18 protein-coding genes and 1 tRNA gene are annotated in these 17,410 nt (G+C 65.8%); 7 read left to right on the forward strand and 12 right to left on the reverse strand.

The window, feature by feature from the left end; all coding sequences use genetic code 11:
• The 3 genes from MA07_RS02545 to MA07_RS02555 all read right to left on the reverse strand — a co-directional run bounded on the left by MA07_RS02545 (position 1) and on the right by MA07_RS02555 (position 3,064).
• Positions 1-948 (reverse strand): lipid A biosynthesis lauroyl acyltransferase, encoded by a 948-nt coding sequence (locus MA07_RS02545; RefSeq protein ID WP_036346541.1) that lies wholly within the window; start codon positions 946-948, stop codon positions 1-3.
• 108 nt (positions 949-1,056) lie between these two features.
• Positions 1,057-2,079 carry a zinc-binding dehydrogenase gene (locus MA07_RS02550; protein ID WP_036346544.1) on the reverse strand — a complete coding sequence of 341 codons (1,023 nt, stop codon included), beginning with the start codon at positions 2,077-2,079 and terminating at the stop codon, positions 1,057-1,059.
• A 178-nt stretch (positions 2,080-2,257) separates the two neighbouring features.
• A complete protein-coding gene (locus MA07_RS02555; RefSeq protein ID WP_036346547.1) occupies positions 2,258-3,064 on the reverse strand; it encodes an MBL fold metallo-hydrolase in 807 nt (268 codons plus the stop codon).
• 134 nt (positions 3,065-3,198) lie between these two features.
• On the opposite strand from MA07_RS02555, the gene MA07_RS02560 reads away from it, so the two are divergent.
• Positions 3,199-3,702, forward strand: coding sequence for a hypothetical protein (locus MA07_RS02560; RefSeq protein WP_036346549.1), 504 nt, complete (start codon positions 3,199-3,201; stop codon positions 3,700-3,702).
• 64 nt (positions 3,703-3,766) lie between these two features.
• Here the strand turns inward: MA07_RS02560 and MA07_RS02565 are convergent, their stop codons facing one another.
• From MA07_RS02565 to MA07_RS02585, 5 genes are all read right to left on the reverse strand, one after another.
• On the reverse strand, positions 3,767-4,513 hold the full coding sequence (locus MA07_RS02565; RefSeq protein WP_036346552.1) for an SDR family oxidoreductase: 747 nt from the start codon (positions 4,511-4,513) through the stop codon (positions 3,767-3,769).
• A 3-nt stretch (positions 4,514-4,516) separates the two neighbouring features.
• The gene (locus MA07_RS02570; protein WP_036346555.1) at positions 4,517-5,797 is read right to left on the reverse strand and encodes a beta-ketoacyl-ACP synthase; all 1,281 of its coding nucleotides are present in this window, start codon (positions 5,795-5,797) and stop codon (positions 4,517-4,519) included.
• Positions 5,798-5,807: 10 nt separating this feature from the next.
• Positions 5,808-6,926 (reverse strand): beta-ketoacyl-ACP synthase, encoded by a 1,119-nt coding sequence (locus MA07_RS02575; protein ID WP_036346557.1) that lies wholly within the window; start codon positions 6,924-6,926, stop codon positions 5,808-5,810.
• A complete protein-coding gene (locus tag MA07_RS02580) occupies positions 6,926-7,387 on the reverse strand; it encodes a 3-hydroxyacyl-ACP dehydratase FabZ family protein (protein WP_036346558.1) in 462 nt (153 codons plus the stop codon). Before MA07_RS02580 ends, MA07_RS02575 begins: the two co-directional genes overlap by 1 nt.
• 112 nt (positions 7,388-7,499) lie before the next feature.
• Complete coding sequence (locus MA07_RS02585; RefSeq protein ID WP_036346560.1) at positions 7,500-7,781, reverse strand: acyl carrier protein; 282 nt, start codon at positions 7,779-7,781, stop codon at positions 7,500-7,502.
• A 307-nt stretch (positions 7,782-8,088) separates the two neighbouring features.
• Here MA07_RS02585 and MA07_RS02590 point away from each other — a divergent pair, with 307 nt between their 5' ends.
• Complete coding sequence (locus tag MA07_RS02590; protein WP_036346562.1) at positions 8,089-8,811, forward strand: tyrosine-protein phosphatase; 723 nt, start codon at positions 8,089-8,091, stop codon at positions 8,809-8,811.
• Between the two features lie 63 nt (positions 8,812-8,874).
• Here the strand turns inward: MA07_RS02590 and MA07_RS02595 are convergent, their stop codons facing one another.
• The 3 genes from MA07_RS02595 to MA07_RS02605 all read right to left on the reverse strand — a co-directional run bounded on the left by MA07_RS02595 (position 8,875) and on the right by MA07_RS02605 (position 13,439).
• Complete coding sequence (locus MA07_RS02595) at positions 8,875-10,656, reverse strand: ABC transporter ATP-binding protein (RefSeq protein ID WP_036346564.1); 1,782 nt, start codon at positions 10,654-10,656, stop codon at positions 8,875-8,877.
• Between the two features lie 170 nt (positions 10,657-10,826).
• Positions 10,827-13,220, reverse strand: a complete 2,394-nt coding sequence (locus MA07_RS02600; RefSeq protein ID WP_036346566.1) for a transketolase — start codon at positions 13,218-13,220, stop codon at positions 10,827-10,829.
• 144 nt (positions 13,221-13,364) lie between these two features.
• Positions 13,365-13,439 (reverse strand) — tRNA-Gly (locus tag MA07_RS02605).
• Positions 13,440-13,586: 147 nt separating this feature from the next.
• Here MA07_RS02605 and MA07_RS02610 point away from each other — a divergent pair.
• From MA07_RS02610 to MA07_RS02630, 5 genes are all read left to right on the forward strand, one after another.
• A complete protein-coding gene (locus tag MA07_RS02610) occupies positions 13,587-14,114 on the forward strand; it encodes a prolyl-tRNA synthetase associated domain-containing protein (RefSeq protein ID WP_036346569.1) in 528 nt (175 codons plus the stop codon).
• A gap of 50 nt (positions 14,115-14,164) precedes the next feature.
• Positions 14,165-15,061 carry a thioredoxin gene (gene trxA, locus MA07_RS02615; RefSeq protein ID WP_036346571.1) on the forward strand — a complete coding sequence of 299 codons (897 nt, stop codon included), beginning with the start codon at positions 14,165-14,167 and terminating at the stop codon, positions 15,059-15,061.
• A gap of 27 nt (positions 15,062-15,088) precedes the next feature.
• A complete protein-coding gene (locus MA07_RS02620; RefSeq protein ID WP_036346574.1) occupies positions 15,089-15,760 on the forward strand; it encodes an LON peptidase substrate-binding domain-containing protein in 672 nt (223 codons plus the stop codon).
• Between the two features lie 11 nt (positions 15,761-15,771).
• Positions 15,772-16,002, forward strand: a complete 231-nt coding sequence (locus MA07_RS02625; RefSeq protein ID WP_036346577.1) for a Trm112 family protein — start codon at positions 15,772-15,774, stop codon at positions 16,000-16,002.
• 79 nt (positions 16,003-16,081) lie between these two features.
• Positions 16,082-16,447 carry a 5-carboxymethyl-2-hydroxymuconate Delta-isomerase gene (locus MA07_RS02630; RefSeq protein ID WP_036346581.1) on the forward strand — a complete coding sequence of 122 codons (366 nt, stop codon included), beginning with the start codon at positions 16,082-16,084 and terminating at the stop codon, positions 16,445-16,447.
• A gap of 14 nt (positions 16,448-16,461) precedes the next feature.
• On the opposite strand, the gene MA07_RS02635 is transcribed toward MA07_RS02630, so the two are convergent.
• Entirely contained in the window at positions 16,462-17,355 is an 894-nt protein-coding gene (locus MA07_RS02635) for a CoA ester lyase (RefSeq protein WP_036346583.1), read from the reverse strand.
• Positions 17,356-17,410 lie beyond the last annotated feature (55 nt).

Consider the following 17,410-nt stretch of genomic DNA (forward strand, 5'->3'; position numbering starts at 1 on the left):
TCAAGGTGAACTCACGTTACCTTGAGCGGTTGCAGGCACCCGCCAACGACGATGCATCCACAGCCATTGTTCCGGGTATTCCCGCACCCATTCCTCCACAACGGAGGTCATGGCCTGCATGGCGCCCTGCACGTTGATCTGGCCGTCCGGGTCGCGCGGCAGATCGAGCGGCGGCGTGAGCTGCAGGCGGAAGCGGTGGTTCGGCAGCCGGATCACCCGCACCCCATGAACCGGGCAGTCGAAGCGGCGGGCGAATTTTCCCAGGATCGGGTTCACCAGGGCCGGGCGGCCCATGAAGTTCACGATCACCCCGCGGGTGAAATGTTGGTCGATGAGCATGCCCAGATGCCCGCCCTTCTCCAGCGCCCCCTGCATAGCGAAGGCCGCGCCCTGGCGGGCCGCTTCGAGATTGCCCATGGTCTCGCTTCGGATCTCGTGCAGCACGCGGGCGATGGCCGGATCGTTGGGTGCCCGGAACACCGCCGTGGTGTCGAGCCCGAAGCGGGCGGCGCAGATCGCCGGCAGTTCCCAATTGGCAAGATGGGCCGAGAAGATGAGGCCGGGCTTGCCGTCGTCCCTCAGGCTGAGGAAGTGGTCGATGCCGTCGACCTCGGTGCGGCCGGGGACATCGCTCTCCGGATCGAAGTCGAACAGGCGCCCGAGATGCGGGTATTCGCCGGCCGTGCGTCCAAGATTGTCCCAGGCGGCCATGGCGAGCGCCTTAACCTCAGCCCCGGACTTCTCTGGATGGACCGCACGGATGTTGTTCAGCGCAGTCTTGTGTGCCTTGAGAAGGGGGCCGAAGGTGCGGGTGATGGCAGCGCCCACCGCGCCGGAGCGTTCGGGACCCAGGGCGCGCGCCAGGCCGAAGACGCCGCGCACGACGCCGACCATGATCGTCTCCGTGAGGCGTGAGACGAGGCTGCGGGGGCGGTGGGGCTGCTGCACGTTGTCGGGATCCTGGCCTGAAAAGAAGCTCCCCGGGTCTTTTCGCGGAGAGACGGTTTCGTCAAGGTCTGCGGTCGCGGCTCATTGGCCGAGCGGCCGGCTTCCGGCTCAGAACGTCACGAGCACCTTGCCGAAGACCTTGCGGCCCTCGAGCCGCTCGAGGCCTTTCTGGAACTCGTCCAGGGGGAAGACCGCGTCGATGACCGGGCTCATGCCTTGGGCCATCTTGTCGAGCGACTGGCTGATGTTCTCGATCCGGCAGCCGAAGGACCCGAAGATCCGGTATTGCTGCTGGAAGAGCTGCATCAGATTCATGGTGGTGGAGACGCCCGAGGTCGAGCCGCAGGTGACGAGGCGGCCGCCACGCTTGAGGCAGAGCAGCGAACCGTTCCAGGTCTCCGCGCCCACATGCTCGAACACCACGTCGACGCCCTTGCGCTTGGTCAGTCGCCGGACCTCGCCCTCGAAGCGCTCGGTGCGGTAGTTGACGACGTAATCGGCGCCCAGGGCCTTCGCCTTCTCGCCCTTCTCGTCGTCGCCCACCGTCGTGTAGACGGTGCAGCCGATGGCCTTGGCCATCTTGATCGCCGCCGTGCCGATGCCGGAGCCGCCCGCATGGACGAGGATCGACTCGCCGGGCTCGAGCTTGGCGTTGTCGAACAGCATGTGCTGCACCGTACCGAAGCCGATGGGTGCGCAGGCCGCCTGCTCGAAGGAGACGCCCTGCGGCACCGGGATCACGAGGCGCTCGGGCCGGTTGATCAGCTCGCGGGCGAAGCCGTCGATGTGAAAGCCCATGATGCCGGCGACGTTCTCGCACAGATTGTCCCAGCCCTTCCGGCAGGCGCTGCAATGGCCGCAGGTCTCGGCGCCGTACATGGTGACCGGGTCCCCCGCCTTGAACCGGGTGACGCCCTCGCCGACCGCCGCGATCTCGCCGGAAGCCTCGACGCCCACGGCCTGGGGCATCTTGCGCTTGGCGAACGCCATGCCGCGAAAGCCCCAGACGTCGAGGAAGTTCAGCGCCAGCGCCTTCACCCGCACCTGCACCTCGCCGGGCGCGGGCGGCGGCGGGGCGTCGATCTCGGTGAGGCGAAGGTCACGGTCGCCGAAGAGCTGGAGGGAGCGCATAAGCTGAAATCCTTGTCGTCGTCATCCCCGGACCTGTTCCAGGGATCTCCGTCTTGCTGGACAAAGACGTGGATGGCCGGGACAAGCCCGGCCATGACGTGGAGAAACTGTTTGCGGGGGCTTAAAGCGCGCTGGGGCGGATGGCAAGGTCCGTGGCCTCGACGCCCTATCGACCTGCTCAGTCACGGATCGCAGCCAAGTATCGCTCGATGGAGCGGGTCATCGCCCCCTTTCCGTCCTGTGAGATATGCCGCTGTGCGGAGGTCCCGAAGATCCGCTCGAACGGGTAAGGAGCGACGGCCGCGCCGATCCGCTCCACGGCGGCGCGATTGAGCGGAATGGCGTTGGGATAGCTGCGCATGAAGCTGACGTGGCGGCGATCCTGGAGAACCGAGATGCTGTCCCCCACGAACAGATCGCCCCGGCCCTCCGCGCCGCCTGCATGATGCAGCACCGTGCTGCCCTCGAAATGTCCGCCGGTGCGGATCAACGTGAAGCCTGATGCGATCTCCAGGGCTTCGCCCGACCAGAACCGGATTGCCTGGTGCCGATTCATGACCCACGACCGGTCATTCTTGTGCAGATAGACCGGCACACCGTCGAACGCTTCGCTCCACTCGCCCATCGCGGAGTAGAAATGCGGGTGCGAGATCGCAATGGCCTTGAGGCCACCCATGCGGCGGATGCGCTCGACCGCCTCCTCCGTCACGAGGGATATGCAATCCCACAGGATGGCGCCACTTCCCGCGGGTATCGCGAGCGCCCGTTGCCCAATGGCGAAATCAGGCTCGATCCCGATGCCGACAGGTCCTCCCTCCTCGTTGAAGACGTTGCGATGCCTCGCCCGCAATTCCTCGCAGGTCGTCCATTTCTGTCCGGACCAACGCACACACTGGCGCTCGTCCTCGCAGATCGGGCAGGACGGTGGTGGCGCGGCCGTCTCGGCGAATTGGGTGCCGCACTGGATGCAGATGAACCGGGTCATGGAGACTCCTGCAGAGCACGAGGTGAACTGCTTGACACTCAAGGGGCACGACCAGGAGTGACAAGCCGGATGAACGTTTCCTCGGCCTTTCCGGAGAGATATAACGATACAGGATTTGCACCAAGGATCAGCACATGCGTTCAGTCTTGGCAATACTTACCGGAACCCCCTCGTGGGTTTGGGGCGTCCTCGTGCTGATTGTCTACCTGGGCATGACGGCCTTGCACCCTGGCAGGAGAAGCCCTGTCGGTCTCAGCCTTGCGCCAGGGATCTTTCTGACGGTGGCGCTCGGCATGCTCCTCAGTTCGACGCGTCTTGGCGATATTCTCCCGCTCTGGCTGACGGGATGTCTCCTGGGCATCGGGATTGGCGCCGCCTGGGCCATGGTTTTGCGGATCGGCATCGACCGGTCGCAAGGGATCGTCAGCATGCCCGGCACCGCGTTCTGGCTCGTGACCGGCCTCATCCTGTTCGGGATGCGCTATTCCATCGAAGTCTACTTGGCTCTTAACCGCAATCTAACCCAGGAACCCCTTTGGATTCTTATGCCCTACATCATCGTAGGTCTCGGAGCCGGAATGAGCGTCGGCTGGTGGGCTGCCCTGATGACGCGCTATTTCCGCACCACTGGAGCGTGATGGAAAAGGAACCATTCCTGTCTAGCGATCCCGGGTCGGCTTTACCGTCCGGGATGACCGGGTTCTACCGGTGCACGCCCAGCATCGAGGTCAATCCGCCGTCGATGGGCAGCACCGCGCCGGTGATGTAGGCGGCGGGCTCGCTCAGGAGGAAGGCGGCAAGGCCTGCGATCTCCTCAGGCTTCGCGAAGCGCCCGGCCGGGATCTGCTTTTCCATGTTGTCGCGATAAGCGGCGTAAGGCGCCATCATGTCCGTGTCGATGAAGCCGGGTGCGATCACATTCACGGTGACGCCGCGCTTTGCGGTCTCCACCGAGAGCGTGCGGCAATAGGAGATCAGCGCGCCCTTGGAGGCCGCATAGGCTGCGTTGCCCGGATTGCCCTGGAGCGCCGCCACCGACCCGATGGCGACGATGCGCCCGGCCTTGGCGCGGATCATGCCGCGCATGAGCGCCTTGGCGATGCGGGTGAGGGACCAGAAGTTCACCTGCATGGCGGCTTCGGCCTTGTCCTGCTGCATCATGGCGGCGAGCGCGTCATAGGGCTGGCCGGCATTGTGGATGAGCCCGAAGAAGCTCTCGCCCTCGATGCTCTCGCAGAAGGCCTCGAGGGCCGCCTTGTCGGCGAGATCGATCTCATGGGCCGTGATGGTGCGGCCGGCATTCGCCTGCATCAGCTCGTCGGCGAGTGCCTTCGCGGCCTCGCCTGAGGAGCGGTAGGTGAAGTCGACATCGTGGCCGGCCGCCACCAGCGCCCGCACGATGGCAGCACCGACGCCCTTGCCGCCGCCCGTCACCAGAACCCGTGTCATATCTCAAGCCCCTTTCGGCTCGGCCCCGAAGACGAGGCAGGTGTTCTGGCCGCCGAAGCCGAAGGAGTTCGAGAGCACGTAGTTCACTCCAGCATCGCGGGCGACGTTCGGCACCACGTCGAGGGGAATGGCCGGGTCCAGCACCTGATAGTTGATCGTCGGCGCGATACGGCCGGTGCCGATAGTCATGAGCGACATCACGGCTTCCACCGCGCCGGCGGCCGTGAGCGTATGGCCGATCATCGACTTGTTCGACGAGATCGGAAGGTTCGCCATGCGCTCGCCGAACACGGCGGTGCAGCTCATGGCCTCCATCTTGTCGTTCTCCGGCGTCGAGGTGCCGTGGGCGTTGATGTAGTCGATGTCGTCCGGCGCGAGGCCCGCATCGGCCAGAGCCTCGCGGATCGCCGTGATGGCCGGCATGCCGTCGGGCGAGGAGCGGGTGCGGTGGAAGCCGTCGCCCTTCTCGCCGCAGCCGAGCACATAACCGAGGATTTTTGCGCCCCGCGCCTTAGCAGACTCCGCATTCTCCAGCACGAGGGCCGCGCCGCCCTCGCCCATGACGAAGCCGTCGCGGTTCTTGGAGAAAGGTTTCGAGGCGCCTTCCGGGTTCTCGTTCTGGGTCGAGAGCGCCGAGAGCAGGGAGAAGCGGATCAGCGATTCGGGGTTCACCGAGCCGTCCGTGCCGATGCAGAGCGCGGCATCGGTCTCGCCGCGGCGGATTGCCTCGACGCCGAGCTGGATCGCCGTGGCGCCGGACGAGCAGGCAGTCGAGAGCGAGATCGGTGAGCCCCTGGTGCCGAAGCGGTCAGCCACCCGGTCGGCCACCGTGCCGAAGATGAAGAGATCATGCCACGGCCTGAAATCGCCCGATGCGGCTGCCTTCAACAAGTCCTTGTAGGTGACGTCGCCGTCCTGGCCGGAAGCCTTGGCCAAAGCCTCGCGCTGCGGCCATTCCATTTCCACCGGCGGCACGGCGATGAACAGCGCGCCCGGGAAATCGCTGGACGCCAGACCCGACTGGCCCACCGCTTCCTCGGCCGCCAGCATGGCGAGCCGCTCGGACAGCATGGGGGCGCAGAAGGGCTCCACATCGACCGAATCGATGGTGCCCGCAATGGTGGTGCGCAGGCCTTCCGTCGGGAAGCGCTCGATGCGGTGGATGCCGGATTGTCCGGCCGTCAGGGCGGCCCAGGTGTCATCCTTGCCCTGGCCGAGGGACGTGACCACACCCATGCCGGTGACGGCGACGAGCGGGCGGCCCTGTTTGTCGCGAAGCGCCATAGCCTTCTCCTCAAGCCTTGGTGAGCCGGATGGCGCCTTCGCCGCGCCAATGTCCGATGGAGGTGACGAGCGCCTCGCTCGGTCCGCCCCCGGCGATCAGGCCGGCGGCCAGCGCGACGCCGATGGGCGCCTGGGCTTCCATGGTGTGGCCGACGAGATCGCCGGTCGCATGGATGGCAGCGCCGGGCGCGATGTCCTTGAGCGCCGCCCGTTCCTCGTCGGTGATGCCCTTGATGCCGGTGGCGCCTGAGATCACCAACTCGGGCCTGGCACCGAGCTGCCGCGACAGGCCATGAAGCGCGCCTTCGACGCTGCCCGGCTGACGGCGGCGGCGGTCGGAGGCGACGCCCGCGATGGCAGCGAGCGGCTTTGCGCCGCGCGCGGCGGCGTGTTCGCGGGATTCGAGCACCAGGAAGCAGCCACCGCTGCCCAAAATCATGCCGCCCTCCGCGGGGCGCTCCCAGACGGGAGCATAGGGCTTCTTCCAGAGGAAGCCGCCCATCTCGTAGATGAGGAGCACGTCGGGGCGCTCAGCGTTGTAGGAGCCGCCGACGAGGAAGATGTCGTCCTGGCCCGACGCGATGCGCTCGCGGGCGATGCGGATGGCATCGACGCCGCTCGATTCCTCGCCCATGAAGGTGCGGGAGGCGCCTGTGACGCCGTGTACGATGGAGATGTTGCCGGCGAGCAGGTTGGAGAGCTGGGCCAGGAACAGGGTCGGACGCAGGTCGCCCATGAGGCGCTCGTTGAGGAACACGCCGGGGTTGTCCGCCTGGCGCAGCCCGGTGAGGATCTGCCCGTCGACGGCATAATCCCGCTCGCCGCCGCCGGCCGAGACGATGAGCTGCATGCGGCTTTTCAGAGCCGCATCCTCCTTGGCGCCGGCCGCGTCGAGGGCGAGGCCCGCCGCATAGCAGCCGAGCTTCTGCCACGGCTCCATCTGCCGCTGGTCGGATTTCTTCGGGATCTGCCGGTCCCATTCGAGCGGGATCGCCGGGTGAACCGGGAAGGGCTCGAAACTGGCCGCATCCGTGTTCGGGGCACCGCCGGCAAGCGCCGCCAGGTGTGCCTCCAGGCCTTCTCCGGCCGAGGAGACGAGGCCCACTCCCGTAATGACGACATCCCGCATCAGACACTCTCCTCCAGGAGGCCGATGCGCTTGGCTTGTGTGCGCATCAGGCCGTCCATGCCTTCCGGGAAGGGCATGATCCGGAAGCGCAGCTCCGCATCGCAGATCGGCTTGCCCTCGGCCGTGATACTGGCCTTGGTCACCGCATAGCCCGAGCCTTCATGCTCCAGCTGCGCCGTGACGCTCAGCACCGTACCCGGTCCGACGAAGGTGCGAAAGCGCGCCTTGTCGACGCCCATGAGGAACGGCATGTGGGTGAAGCCCATGAGACCCAGCACGAGATAGCCGGAGGCCTGGGCCATGGTCTCGGTGAGGAGAACGCCGGGCACGAGGGGGTGGCCGGGGAAATGCCCTTCGAAGACGGGGCTTTCCTGGGGAACGACGGACGATACCTCGATCCGCTTGGTCTCGCGGTCGAGGCTCGTCACCTGGTCGATCATTTCAAAATATTCGAGGCGCATCCGGATCCCCTACCCTATCGCCCGGGGCGAGTTCAATGGGAAGAGAATCCATGAGGCGGGGCGCTTGATGGATCGCCTCTTCGACTGGGCCCGCCTCGGTATCGTCGTTCGATCAGGACTGCTTGGCGGCCACCAGCGCGTCGATGCGCGCCACGAGGTTCTTCAGGACGAAGTACTCCTCGGCGGGAGCCTTGCCCTCGTTCACTTCCTGGGTCCACTGCTCCAGGGGCAGCTTGATCCCGAACGCCTTGTCGATGGCGAACGCGATATCGAGGAAGGCGAGCGAGTCGATGCCGAGGTCCTCGATGGCGTGGCTCTCGGGGGTGATCTGCTCGCGCGGGATATCGGCCGTTTCTGAAATGATGCCGGCGACGGTCTCGAAGGTGGACGCCATGACGCCGCTCTCCTGAAATGCTTGTTGGTCTCAACGATGCGGCGCCGGCGAGCTTGGGAGGGCCGGTGTCCAGACGCTCTTGTCGTTGACGAGGGTTGTTTCGAAGCGCACCCCTTACACGACAGGCGCCGGACCGGCAACCGATTGGTTGCATCGGGCCGAATCGGCCTTAGCCGAGGAGCAGGAACTTTCCCTGCGGCAACGGCATAGGAAGCAGCCGATTGATTATTCGGCCTCCATCGTCGATAAGGGCCGCCTTCGGGCTTGAACCGAATGATCTTACATCAGAAGCGATTGCTGGATCGACGTGCTCAACAGGTTCCTCAAGCCTGAAGTCCGCTATGCCCGCCGCATGGCCCGGATCGCCCGATGGGACAGACCCATCGAGGGCCTGTCCGGGCGCTTGCGCGCCTGGGCCCATATGCTCATTGCCGATCACGGCGTGTTCCGGCTCTTCTACCTGAACAAGCACCCGGTCACGGACCGGCTCTGGCGCTCGGCCCAGCCGGCACCGCACCAGATCGCCGCCCTGAAAGCCGAAGGCATCAAGACGATCATCAACCTGCGCGGCGGCCGGGAGCACGGCTCGTGGCAGCTCCAGAAGGAGGCCTGCGACCGGCTCGGCATTCATCTGGAAGAGTTCGTGGTGCGCTCCCGCGGCGCGCCGGACCGCGAGACCCTGCTCTCCGCCAAGGAATTCTTCGACACCATCGAATACCCGGCGGTTCTGCACTGCAAGTCTGGGGCCGACCGGGCCGGCTTCGTGGCCGCTCTCTACCTCGTGGTCTACGAGGGCAAGTCCATCGACGAGGCCCAGCGGCAATTGTCCATGCGCTACGGGCATTTCCGCTTCTCGAAGACCGGCATCCTGGACGCGTTCTTCGACCTCTACCGCCGCGACGGCGAAGCCAAGGGCATTCCGTTCCTCACCTGGATCGAGACCCGGTACGACGCAGACGATCTGGAACGGAATTTCCGTTACGGCTTCTGGTCCCATCTCCTCGTCGACAGGATCATGCGGCGCGAGTAGGGCCGTCCGGCGGCCTCGCTGACCCGCTCCCGTCTCTGGGCTCTCACTCTGGAAGAGCCGAGGTCAGGACACTGCCAGGCTGGCCTCGCTGTCGTCGGACAATTGCAGGCGATGCAGCCGGGCATAGGCTCCCGCCTTGGCGATGAGGGCCTCGTGCGAGCCTGTCTCCGCGACCCGGCCTTTGTCCATCACGACGATCTTCTCCGCATTGCGGACCGTCGAGAGGCGGTGGGCGATCACCAGGGTGGTGCGGCCCTTCATCAGCTTGCGGATGGCATCCTGCACCAGCCGCTCCGATTCGGAATCCAGGGCGCTCGTCGCCTCGTCGAGGAGCAGGATCGGCGCGTCCTTCAGGAAGGCGCGGGCCAGCGAAATGCGCTGGCGCTCACCGCCCGACATGCGGCCGCCTCCCGGCCCGACCACCGTGTCGTAGCCCTCCGGCATTCTCATGATGAAGTCGTGGGCCGCCGCCGCCTTGGCGGCATTCACGATCTCCTCGTCGGAAGCACCGGACCGTCCGAAGGCGATGTTGGCCCGGATCGTGTCGTCGAAGAGGATCACGTCCTGGCTCACCACCGCAACAGCCTGCCTAAGGCTCGCCAGGGAGACGTCACGCACGTCCTGCCCGTCGATCAGCACGGCGCCCCGGGTCGCATCGTAGAGGCGCGGCACCAGGGACAGGAGCGTCGACTTGCCCGAGCCGGAGCGGCCGACCAGGGCCGTCGTCTGTCCGGCTTCGGCTAAGAGACTGACATGGTCGAGGGCCGCCGCCTCTCCGTCATAGGAGAAGGACAGGTCGGCAAACCGGATCTCGCCGCCGGTCAGCCGCAAGGGCTCGGCCCCCGGCTTGTCCTGGATCCGGGGCGCCTGATCCATCACGTCGAAGGTGCGGTGAAGGGCTGCCGCCGCCTCCTGAACGATGGCATTGAGGTTGCCGAGCGCCCGGACCGGATGCGCCGCCATGACGAGGGCGCTGACGAAGCCGGTGAAATCGCCCACGGTGCTGGCGCCGGAGAGGATGCGCTGGCCGATCAGCATCAACACGATGGCCACAGCAAGGCCGCCGCCCGTCTCCAGCACCGGATCCATCCGCCCGCGGGCATTGGCCGCTTTCATCTTGAGATCGCGGACGTCGTCGAAGGTCGTGGCCGCCTTGGCTTTCAGGTAGCGCTCCAGTCCATAGGTCTTGGCAATGCGGGTGCCGGCGAGGCTCTCGGTGATGAGACTCGCCATCACGCCGGTCTGCTCCTGGGTCGAGGCGGCGACCCGGCGCAGCCTCCGGCCGATCTTGTTGACCGGGTAGGCGAAGAAGGGCGCGATCACGGCCGCCACGATGGTCAGAACCGGGTCGATCCAGAGCATGGCGGCGATCAAGGCGATGAGGGTCGTCGTCTCGCGCAGGAACACCGTTGACAGGCGGGTGAGCGCCTCCCGGATGAAGGAGAAATCGGTGGTGAAGCGCTGGGTAAGGGCCGCCGGGCTCTCGCGGTCGATCTGAGAGAGATCGGCCTCGATCATGTGACCGTAGAGAGCCGTCTGCATGTCGGCCTCGATCCGTGTTACCACCTTGTTGGTGAGCACGGTGAGCGCGAGCAGCGAGAAGCCCTTCACGGAGGTCACGGCGATTACGAAGAGCGGGGCCAGCATGATGGCCCTGGCGTCCTTGATGTCGAAGGCGTCGAAAGCCGCCTTGATCAGGACCGGGTAGAGCCCCGTCGCGCCGGACACCAGGGCCACCAGCACGAGCACCACGGCCAGCGTCTTCCGGTGCGGACGCATCCAGTCCCGCCAAAGACGGCTGATCAAGGGAAGGGTGTCCCCCCGAAGGATGTTCTTGGACGCCATGGACTCTGCGAAGTTCCCGATTGGAGGCTCGCGGTTAGCATGTGAACCATTCGGCCGCAAATCATTCGAAATGCTTGCAGGGCCTCAGCGCTGCTTTGCCGCTTCCAAGTCCCCTTCGCCTGCGCGCCTACGGGCGCGCAGGGCGGTTCGGATTGGCCTCTCCGCTCCCGCTAGACCGCCCGCAGGTGCCGGATCGGTCGTCCTGGGGCGATCATCTCGGCGGCCGCGATGATGCCCTGCGCATCGATGCCGAAATGGCGGTAGAGGTCCTTGACCGTGCCGGTCTGGCCGAAATGCTCCACGCCCAGCGAGCGGGTGCGGTGGCCCATGACCGAGCCCATCCAGGCCAGCGTCGCCGGATGGCCGTCGATCGCCGTCACCAGACCGCAATGGGGCGGCACGTCGGCGAGCAGGCGCTCCACGTGGGAGCGGGCATGGACGAGACCGCGCTCGCGGGCGCGCTGCGCCGCCGTCCAGCCGGCATTGAGCCGGTCGGCCGAGGTGATGGCGAGCAACCCGATGTCGCGCCGGTCCTCGGCCATGAGACCCACCGCCTCAATGGCCTCCGGCGCCACGGCGCCCGTATAGGCAACGACCACCTGAGCATTCGGGCCGGGCTTCCGCAGCCAATAGGCGCCCGCCATGATGTCGTCGGCCAGCTCCGTGGTCATCTCGCGTTGCGGCTGTTCGAGGGGGCGGGTGGACAGGCGGAGATAAACCGAGCCGCCGGTCTCGTCGCGCAGCCAGGTTCTCTCGTCAGGCTCGCCGCCCTCGCGCTGCATGTAGTCGAAGGCCCAGCGCATGATGACCGCAAGCTCGTCCACGAAGGCGGGCTCGAAGGAGGCCAAGCCATCCTGGGCCATGCCGACCAGCGGCGTGCCGATGGACTGGTGCGCGCCGCCCTCCGGCGCCAGCGTCACGCCGGAGGGCGTCGCGACGATCATGAAGCGGGCATCCTGGTAGCAGGCGTAGTTCAGGGCATCGGCGCCGCGATAGATGAACGGATCGTAGAGGGTGCCGATGGGCAGGATGCGCTCGCCGAAGAGGGAGTGGGACAGGCCTAGGGCCGACAGCACGATAAAGAGGTTCATCTCGGCGATGCCGAGCTCGATATGCTGGCCCGACGGCGAGAATTCCCAGTTGTAGGTCGAGGGAATCCGCTCCTTCTTGAAGGTGTCGACCAGGCTCTCGCGGGCATAGAGTCCGCGCCGGTTGACCCAGGCGCCGAGATTGGTCGAGACCGTCACGTCCGGCGCCGTGGTGACGACCCGCGAGGCGAGCGGATTGTCCGAGCGCGCCAGCTCGTTGAGGATGAACCCGAAGCCCTGCTGGGTCGACATGGTCAGATTGGCCGGAAAGGCGAGCTTTTCGGGCACCGGCACCTGGGGCGCCGTATAGCGGCGGGTGCCCTTCTGGATGAACGGAACCCCGTTGAGGAAGCGCTCGACCTCGGCCTGCGGCGTTTTCAAGCCTTCGAACTTGTCCCATTCATGGCCGGGGCGCACCCCTTGCGTCTTCTGCCAGGCCTCCATCTGGGAGGGCGTCAGCATGCCGGAATGGTTGTCCTTGTGGCCGGCGAGCGGCAGGCCGAAGCCCTTGATCGTATAGGCCAGGAAGCAGACCGGCCGGTCGTGCTGGCGCGCTTTCTCGAAGGCGTCGAGCAGGCTCGGCAGGTCGTGGCCGCCGAGATTGGCCATGAGCTCGGCCAGCTCCTCGTCCGAACGTTTCTCGATGAGGCGGGTGACCGGCCCCTGGTCGCCGAGATCGTCGAGCAGGCGCTTGCGCCACGCGGCGCCGCCCTGATAGGTGAGGGCGGAATAGAGCTGGTTGGGGCAGGAATCGATCCAGTCGCGCAGTTTCTCGCCGCCGGGCTCCTTGAAGGCCGCCTGCATGAGCGAACCGTGCTTGAGCACCACCACGTCCCAGCCGAAATTGCGGAAAAGCGCCTCGAAGCGCTGCCACAGGCCCTCGCGAATCACCGCATCCAGGCTCTGACGGTTGTAGTCGATGATCCACCACGTGTTGCGGATGCCGTGCTTCCAGCCCTCGAGCAGGGCCTCGAAGATGTTGCCTTCGTCCATCTCCGCATCGCCGACAAGCGAGATCATGCGGCCTTCAGGCTTGTCCTTCATCCAGCCATGGGCCTTCACGTAATCCTGCACGAGGCTGGCGAACAGCGTTTGGGCGACGCCCAGCCCCACCGAGCCGGTGGAGAAATCCACATCGTCGATGTCCTTGGTGCGGGACGGATAGGACTGTGCGCCCTTGTAGCCGCGGAAGTTTTCGAGCTTCTCGCGGGTCTGCCGGCCGAAGAGATACTGGATGGCGTGATAGATCGGGCTCGCATGGGGCTTCACCGCCACCCGGTCCTCAGGGCGCAGCACTGAGAAGTAGAGGGCCGCCAGGATGGTCGAGAGGGACGCGGAGGAGGCCTGGTGCCCGCCGATCTTCATCCCGTCTTCGTTGGCGCGCAGGTGATTGGCGTTGTGGATGGTCCAGGTGGACAGCCAGAGCACCTTGCGCTCGAGTTCCTTCAAGATGCTCAGGTGCCGCGTATCCGCCATGTCGTCCCTCCCGGTTCTTTCGAGATATATGCCGGAAGCTTTTCCGACGCGAGGCCTAAGGCTTGGGAGCGGCTGGCAGGAGGTAAAAAACGAAAAGCCCGCCGATTGGCGGACCTTCGTATATCTCTCGATCTTGAGAGAAATTGGAGCGGGCGAAGGGATTCGAACCCTCGACCCCAACCTTGGCAAGGTTGTGCTCTACCCCTGAGCTACACCCGCGCTCCGCGATGCCGAAGCATCGTTGCGAGGCCCGTGATGTGCCCCAAAACGACGCGCTTTGCAAGAGGGTTGGGGCGATCTTTTCGAAGGAAGCCTTGAGCCTGCTTCATCCGGTCGCTAGAAGCCAGGCAGGTTACGGAGGCTTGCTTGTCCCATCTCTCCCCTCAAGAACTCCTGAAGCGCCTGCAGGAACTCGGCATCGAGGCCGAGACCGTTGAGCACGAGCCCGTGTTCACGGTGGCCGAGTCGGCCTCCGTCAAGGAACGGATTCCGGGCGCCCATTCCAAGAACCTGTTCGTGAAGGACAAGAAGGGCCGGTTCTTCCTGATTTCCGCCAAGCACGACACGGCCATCGACCTCAAGCGCATGCACGAAGTCCTCGGCGCCTCCGGCCGCCTGTCCTTCGGCTCCGCCGAGCAGCTGCGCGCGCTATTGGGAGTGGAGCCCGGCTCGGTCACTGCTTTCGCCGTGGTGAACGACACGGACGGCAAGGTCACGATGGTGCTCGACGCCAACCTCATAGAGCACGAGCGGGTGAACTTTCACCCCCTGGTCAATTCCATGACCACGGGCGTGTCGCGGGAGGATCTGGTCGCGTTCCTGCGCGCCACGGGCCATGATCCGCTGATCCTGCGCCTGCCGGAGCCGCCGGCGGAATTGCCAGACAACGCTTAAGCTCCCATTTAAGGGAAGTTCTTCTTCCGCCTCCACCCTTCGAGGATCGCATGCTCTCCGACAACCCCGCCCCCTCCGACGATCTGGTGAAGGACACCACCACGGCTAATTTCCGCCAGGACGTGCTGGCCGAGTCCATGCAGCAGCCGGTGCTGGTGGATTTCTGGGCGCCCTGGTGCGGCCCCTGCAAGCAGCTGACCCCCGTCCTGGAAAAGGCCGTGCGCGCGGCCGGCGGCAAGGTGAAGCTCGTAAAGATGAACATCGACGAGCATCCGCAGATCGCCGGCCAGCTCGGCGTGCAGTCGATTCCCGCCGTGTTCGCGTTCCAGCGCGGCCAGCCGGTGGACGGCTTCATGGGCGCCCTGCCGGAGAGCCAGATCAAGGGCTTCATCGAGCGCCTGGTCGGCCCGCTCGGCCCCAGCGCCGTTGAAGAGATCCTGGCGGAGGCCGACCGCCTGACAGCCGCGGGCGACATGGGCGGAGCCGCCGAGCTCTACGCCGCCGTGCTCTCGCAGGATCCCGAGAACGTCGCGGCGCTCGCAGCCCTCGTGAAGCTCCATGTGGAGGTAGGCGATCTCGAGGGCGCCAAGCGCTTCCTCGCCATGGCGCCCCAGGCGAAGGCGGGCGATCCGGCGATTGCCGGCGCCCGCGCGGCCATCGAACTCGCCGAGCAGGCGGGCTCGCTGGGGGACCTTGCGGACCTGCAGCGCCGGGTCGAGGGCGATCCCATGGATCATCAGGCGCGGTTCGATCTCGCCATCGGGTTGAACGCCCGCGGGCGGCGCGGAGAAGCTGTCGACCACCTCCTTGAAATCGTCCGGCGCGACCGCAATTGGAACGAGGACGGCGCGCGCAAGCAGCTCGTTCAGTTCTTCGAGGCCTGGGGCCCGATGGACAAGATGACGCTGGCAGGGCGGCGGAGGCTCTCCTCGCTCCTGTTCTCCTGACGCGTCCCACAGATTGGGGAGATCGGAATGGGAATGAACGCGGCGTACCGAGGGCCGGAGGATTGCCCGTCGGTCATCCCGGTCTTTCCCCTTCCCGGCGCGCTTCTTCTTCCGCGCGGGCAGATGCCGCTCAACATCTTCGAGCCGCGCTATCTGGCGATGGTGGATGAGGCGCTGAAAACCGACCGCATCATCGGCATGATCCAGCCCGATGCGGACAACGATCCCAACACGACGGTGCCGAAGCTCTATCGGGTCGGCTGCGCCGGCCGGATCACCCAGCTGGCGGAGACCGGAGACGGGCGCTATCTCATCACGCTGATCGGCATCGCGCGGTTCCGCATCGACGAGGAACTGCCGCCGATCGATCTCTTCCGCCGCTGCCGCGTGAATTTCGAGCCCTTCGCGTCAGACTTCACGGCCCGCGCCGGCGAGAACGAGGTCGACCGGGCCGGCGTGGTGAAGGCCCTGCGGGACTTCGTCGATGCCGTGCATGTGAAGGTCGATTGGCGCGGGATCGAGGAGGCGCCCAACGAGGCCCTCGTGAACGCTTTGTGCATGATGAGCCCGTTCGGCGTGCGCGAGAAGCAGGCGCTGCTGGAAGCGCCCAATCTCAAGTCGCGGGCGGAGGTGCTTATCGCGCTGACCGAGATCGAGCTCGCCCGCAGCGGCGCCGGCTCCGACTCGACCATGCAGTAGGAATTTCAACGATGGTTCCCGATACACCCGAGACGCCCCAGGCAGACACGCCACCGGCCGTGGAGGCAACGCGGATCGACCCCAAGCTCCTGGAGCTTCTCGTCTGCCCGCTCACCAAGGAAACGCTGGAATACGACGCGGCCCGCCAGGAACTCATCAGCCGCCGCGCCAAGCTCGCCTACCCGATCCGTGACGGCATCCCGATCATGCTGCCGGAAGAGGCGCGGCCGCTGGGGGATTGAGGCCCCAAGCCTTGTTCATCGAACACGGTGGCGCTAAGGCTGCGAGAGCAATCAATCCTGGCCGGATCGCGGAACCGCAATGCCTCATCTGACGCTGGAATTTACAAGAAACCTGACCGGGTTCGATGCCCAGAAGGCCTTGCTTCACATGAACAAGGCAATTTTCGGCTCAGGGCACTTTGACGAAGTCGACATCAAAAGCCGCGCAATCCCGATCGACTGCTTCGTGATCGGAACCTCGCCAGAAAACCGAGGGTTCATTCATGCAAGGCTGGCTCTCATGAGCAACAGGCCTCCAGCGGTCAGGCACGCCTTGTCGACGATGCTGTTGCAGGAATTGAGCGGCCTCGTGCCTGAACATCCAGGACTTCATGTTCAGATTTGCGTCGAGATTCTAGAGATCGAGAGGGATACCTACTCCAAGCATGTCTTGGAGGCATCGTAGAGCAGGCTTCTGGCTTAAACATGATGCCCTGAGCGATCCGACACCGCCTCCGCCAGCGCCAGAACGCGCCTCGCCATCTCGGCATGCAGCCGCTCCACCATACGACCGTTGAGACTGATGGCCCCCTTGCCCGCATTCTCCGGCCGCTCGAACGCCGCTACGATGGCGCGGGCGCTCGTGACCTCGTCCGGTGACGGCGCGAAGATGTCGTTCGCCGCTGCGATCTGATCCGGGTGGATCAGCGTCTTGCCGTCGAAGCCGCAATCGCGGCCCTGCCCGCACTCTGTGCGAAAGCCGTCCGGGTCGGACAGGCTGTTATAGACCCCGTCGAGGATGTCGATGCCGTGCGCCCGCGCGGCGGCGAGCGCCGTCATGAGCCAGGGCAACATCGCGGCCCGTCCGGGCAGCAGGCGCGCACGGGTGTCCTTGGCGAGATCGTTCGTGCCCATGACGAGGCAGTCGAGCCGCGTGTCGACGTCGCGCGCCGCACTGGCAATCGCCTCCGCATTCAGGATCGCAAGCGGCGTCTCGATCATGGCCCAGACGCGGATGTGCTCAGCGGCGCCCAGCCTGCGCAGACGCAAACCCACCGCAGCGAGCGTTTCAGTGGACGACACCTTCGGCACGAGGATCGCGTCGGGCCCCGCCGCAACGGCCGCCCCGAGATCGGCCTCGCCCCACGGCGTTTCGAGGGCGTTGACGCGGATCACCAGTTCCCGCTTCCCATACCCGCCCGCCTGCACCGCCGCGCAGACCCGCTCGCGCGCCTCCGCCTTCACGTCCGGCGCCACCGCATCCTCGAGGTCGAAGATCACCACGTCTGCGGCGAGCGTCTTCGCCTTCTCGACGGCTCGTGCATTGGAGCCCGGCATGTAGAGCGCGCTGCGGCGCGGGCGGATGGCGGTCATGGCTTTTCCCCTGAACGGCAGATCGGTTGTAATCATGGCTGAACGTGAAGAACAG

Source organism: Microvirga sp. BSC39 (assembly GCF_000739015.1).
Taxonomy (GTDB): Bacteria; Pseudomonadota; Alphaproteobacteria; order Rhizobiales; family Beijerinckiaceae; genus Microvirga.

What these genes read in the sequence shown, in the direction of transcription:
- MA07_RS02635 (WP_036346583.1), bottom strand. Translation starts at nt 17,355, where the DNA reads ATGACCGCCATCCGCCCGCGCCGCAGCGCGCTCTACATGCCGGGCTCC.
- MA07_RS02620 (WP_036346574.1), top strand. Translation starts at nt 15,089, where the DNA reads ATGGGAATGAACGCGGCGTACCGAGGGCCGGAGGATTGCCCGTCGGTC.
- MA07_RS02560 (WP_036346549.1), top strand. Translation starts at nt 3,199, where the DNA reads ATGCGTTCAGTCTTGGCAATACTTACCGGAACCCCCTCGTGGGTTTGG.
- MA07_RS02555 (WP_036346547.1), bottom strand. Translation starts at nt 3,064, where the DNA reads ATGACCCGGTTCATCTGCATCCAGTGCGGCACCCAATTCGCCGAGACG.
- MA07_RS02600 (WP_036346566.1), bottom strand. Translation starts at nt 13,220, where the DNA reads ATGGCGGATACGCGGCACCTGAGCATCTTGAAGGAACTCGAGCGCAAG.
- MA07_RS02630 (WP_036346581.1), top strand. Translation starts at nt 16,082, where the DNA reads ATGCCTCATCTGACGCTGGAATTTACAAGAAACCTGACCGGGTTCGAT.
- MA07_RS02570 (WP_036346555.1), bottom strand. Translation starts at nt 5,797, where the DNA reads ATGGCGCTTCGCGACAAACAGGGCCGCCCGCTCGTCGCCGTCACCGGC.
- MA07_RS02585 (WP_036346560.1), bottom strand. Translation starts at nt 7,781, where the DNA reads ATGGCGTCCACCTTCGAGACCGTCGCCGGCATCATTTCAGAAACGGCC.
- MA07_RS02580 (WP_036346558.1), bottom strand. Translation starts at nt 7,387, where the DNA reads ATGCGCCTCGAATATTTTGAAATGATCGACCAGGTGACGAGCCTCGAC.
- MA07_RS02575 (WP_036346557.1), bottom strand. Translation starts at nt 6,926, where the DNA reads ATGCGGGATGTCGTCATTACGGGAGTGGGCCTCGTCTCCTCGGCCGGA.
- MA07_RS02625 (WP_036346577.1), top strand. Translation starts at nt 15,772, where the DNA reads ATGGTTCCCGATACACCCGAGACGCCCCAGGCAGACACGCCACCGGCC.
- trxA (WP_036346571.1), top strand. Translation starts at nt 14,165, where the DNA reads ATGCTCTCCGACAACCCCGCCCCCTCCGACGATCTGGTGAAGGACACC.
- MA07_RS02550 (WP_036346544.1), bottom strand. Translation starts at nt 2,079, where the DNA reads ATGCGCTCCCTCCAGCTCTTCGGCGACCGTGACCTTCGCCTCACCGAG.
- MA07_RS02595 (WP_036346564.1), bottom strand. Translation starts at nt 10,656, where the DNA reads ATGGCGTCCAAGAACATCCTTCGGGGGGACACCCTTCCCTTGATCAGC.
- MA07_RS02565 (WP_036346552.1), bottom strand. Translation starts at nt 4,513, where the DNA reads ATGACACGGGTTCTGGTGACGGGCGGCGGCAAGGGCGTCGGTGCTGCC.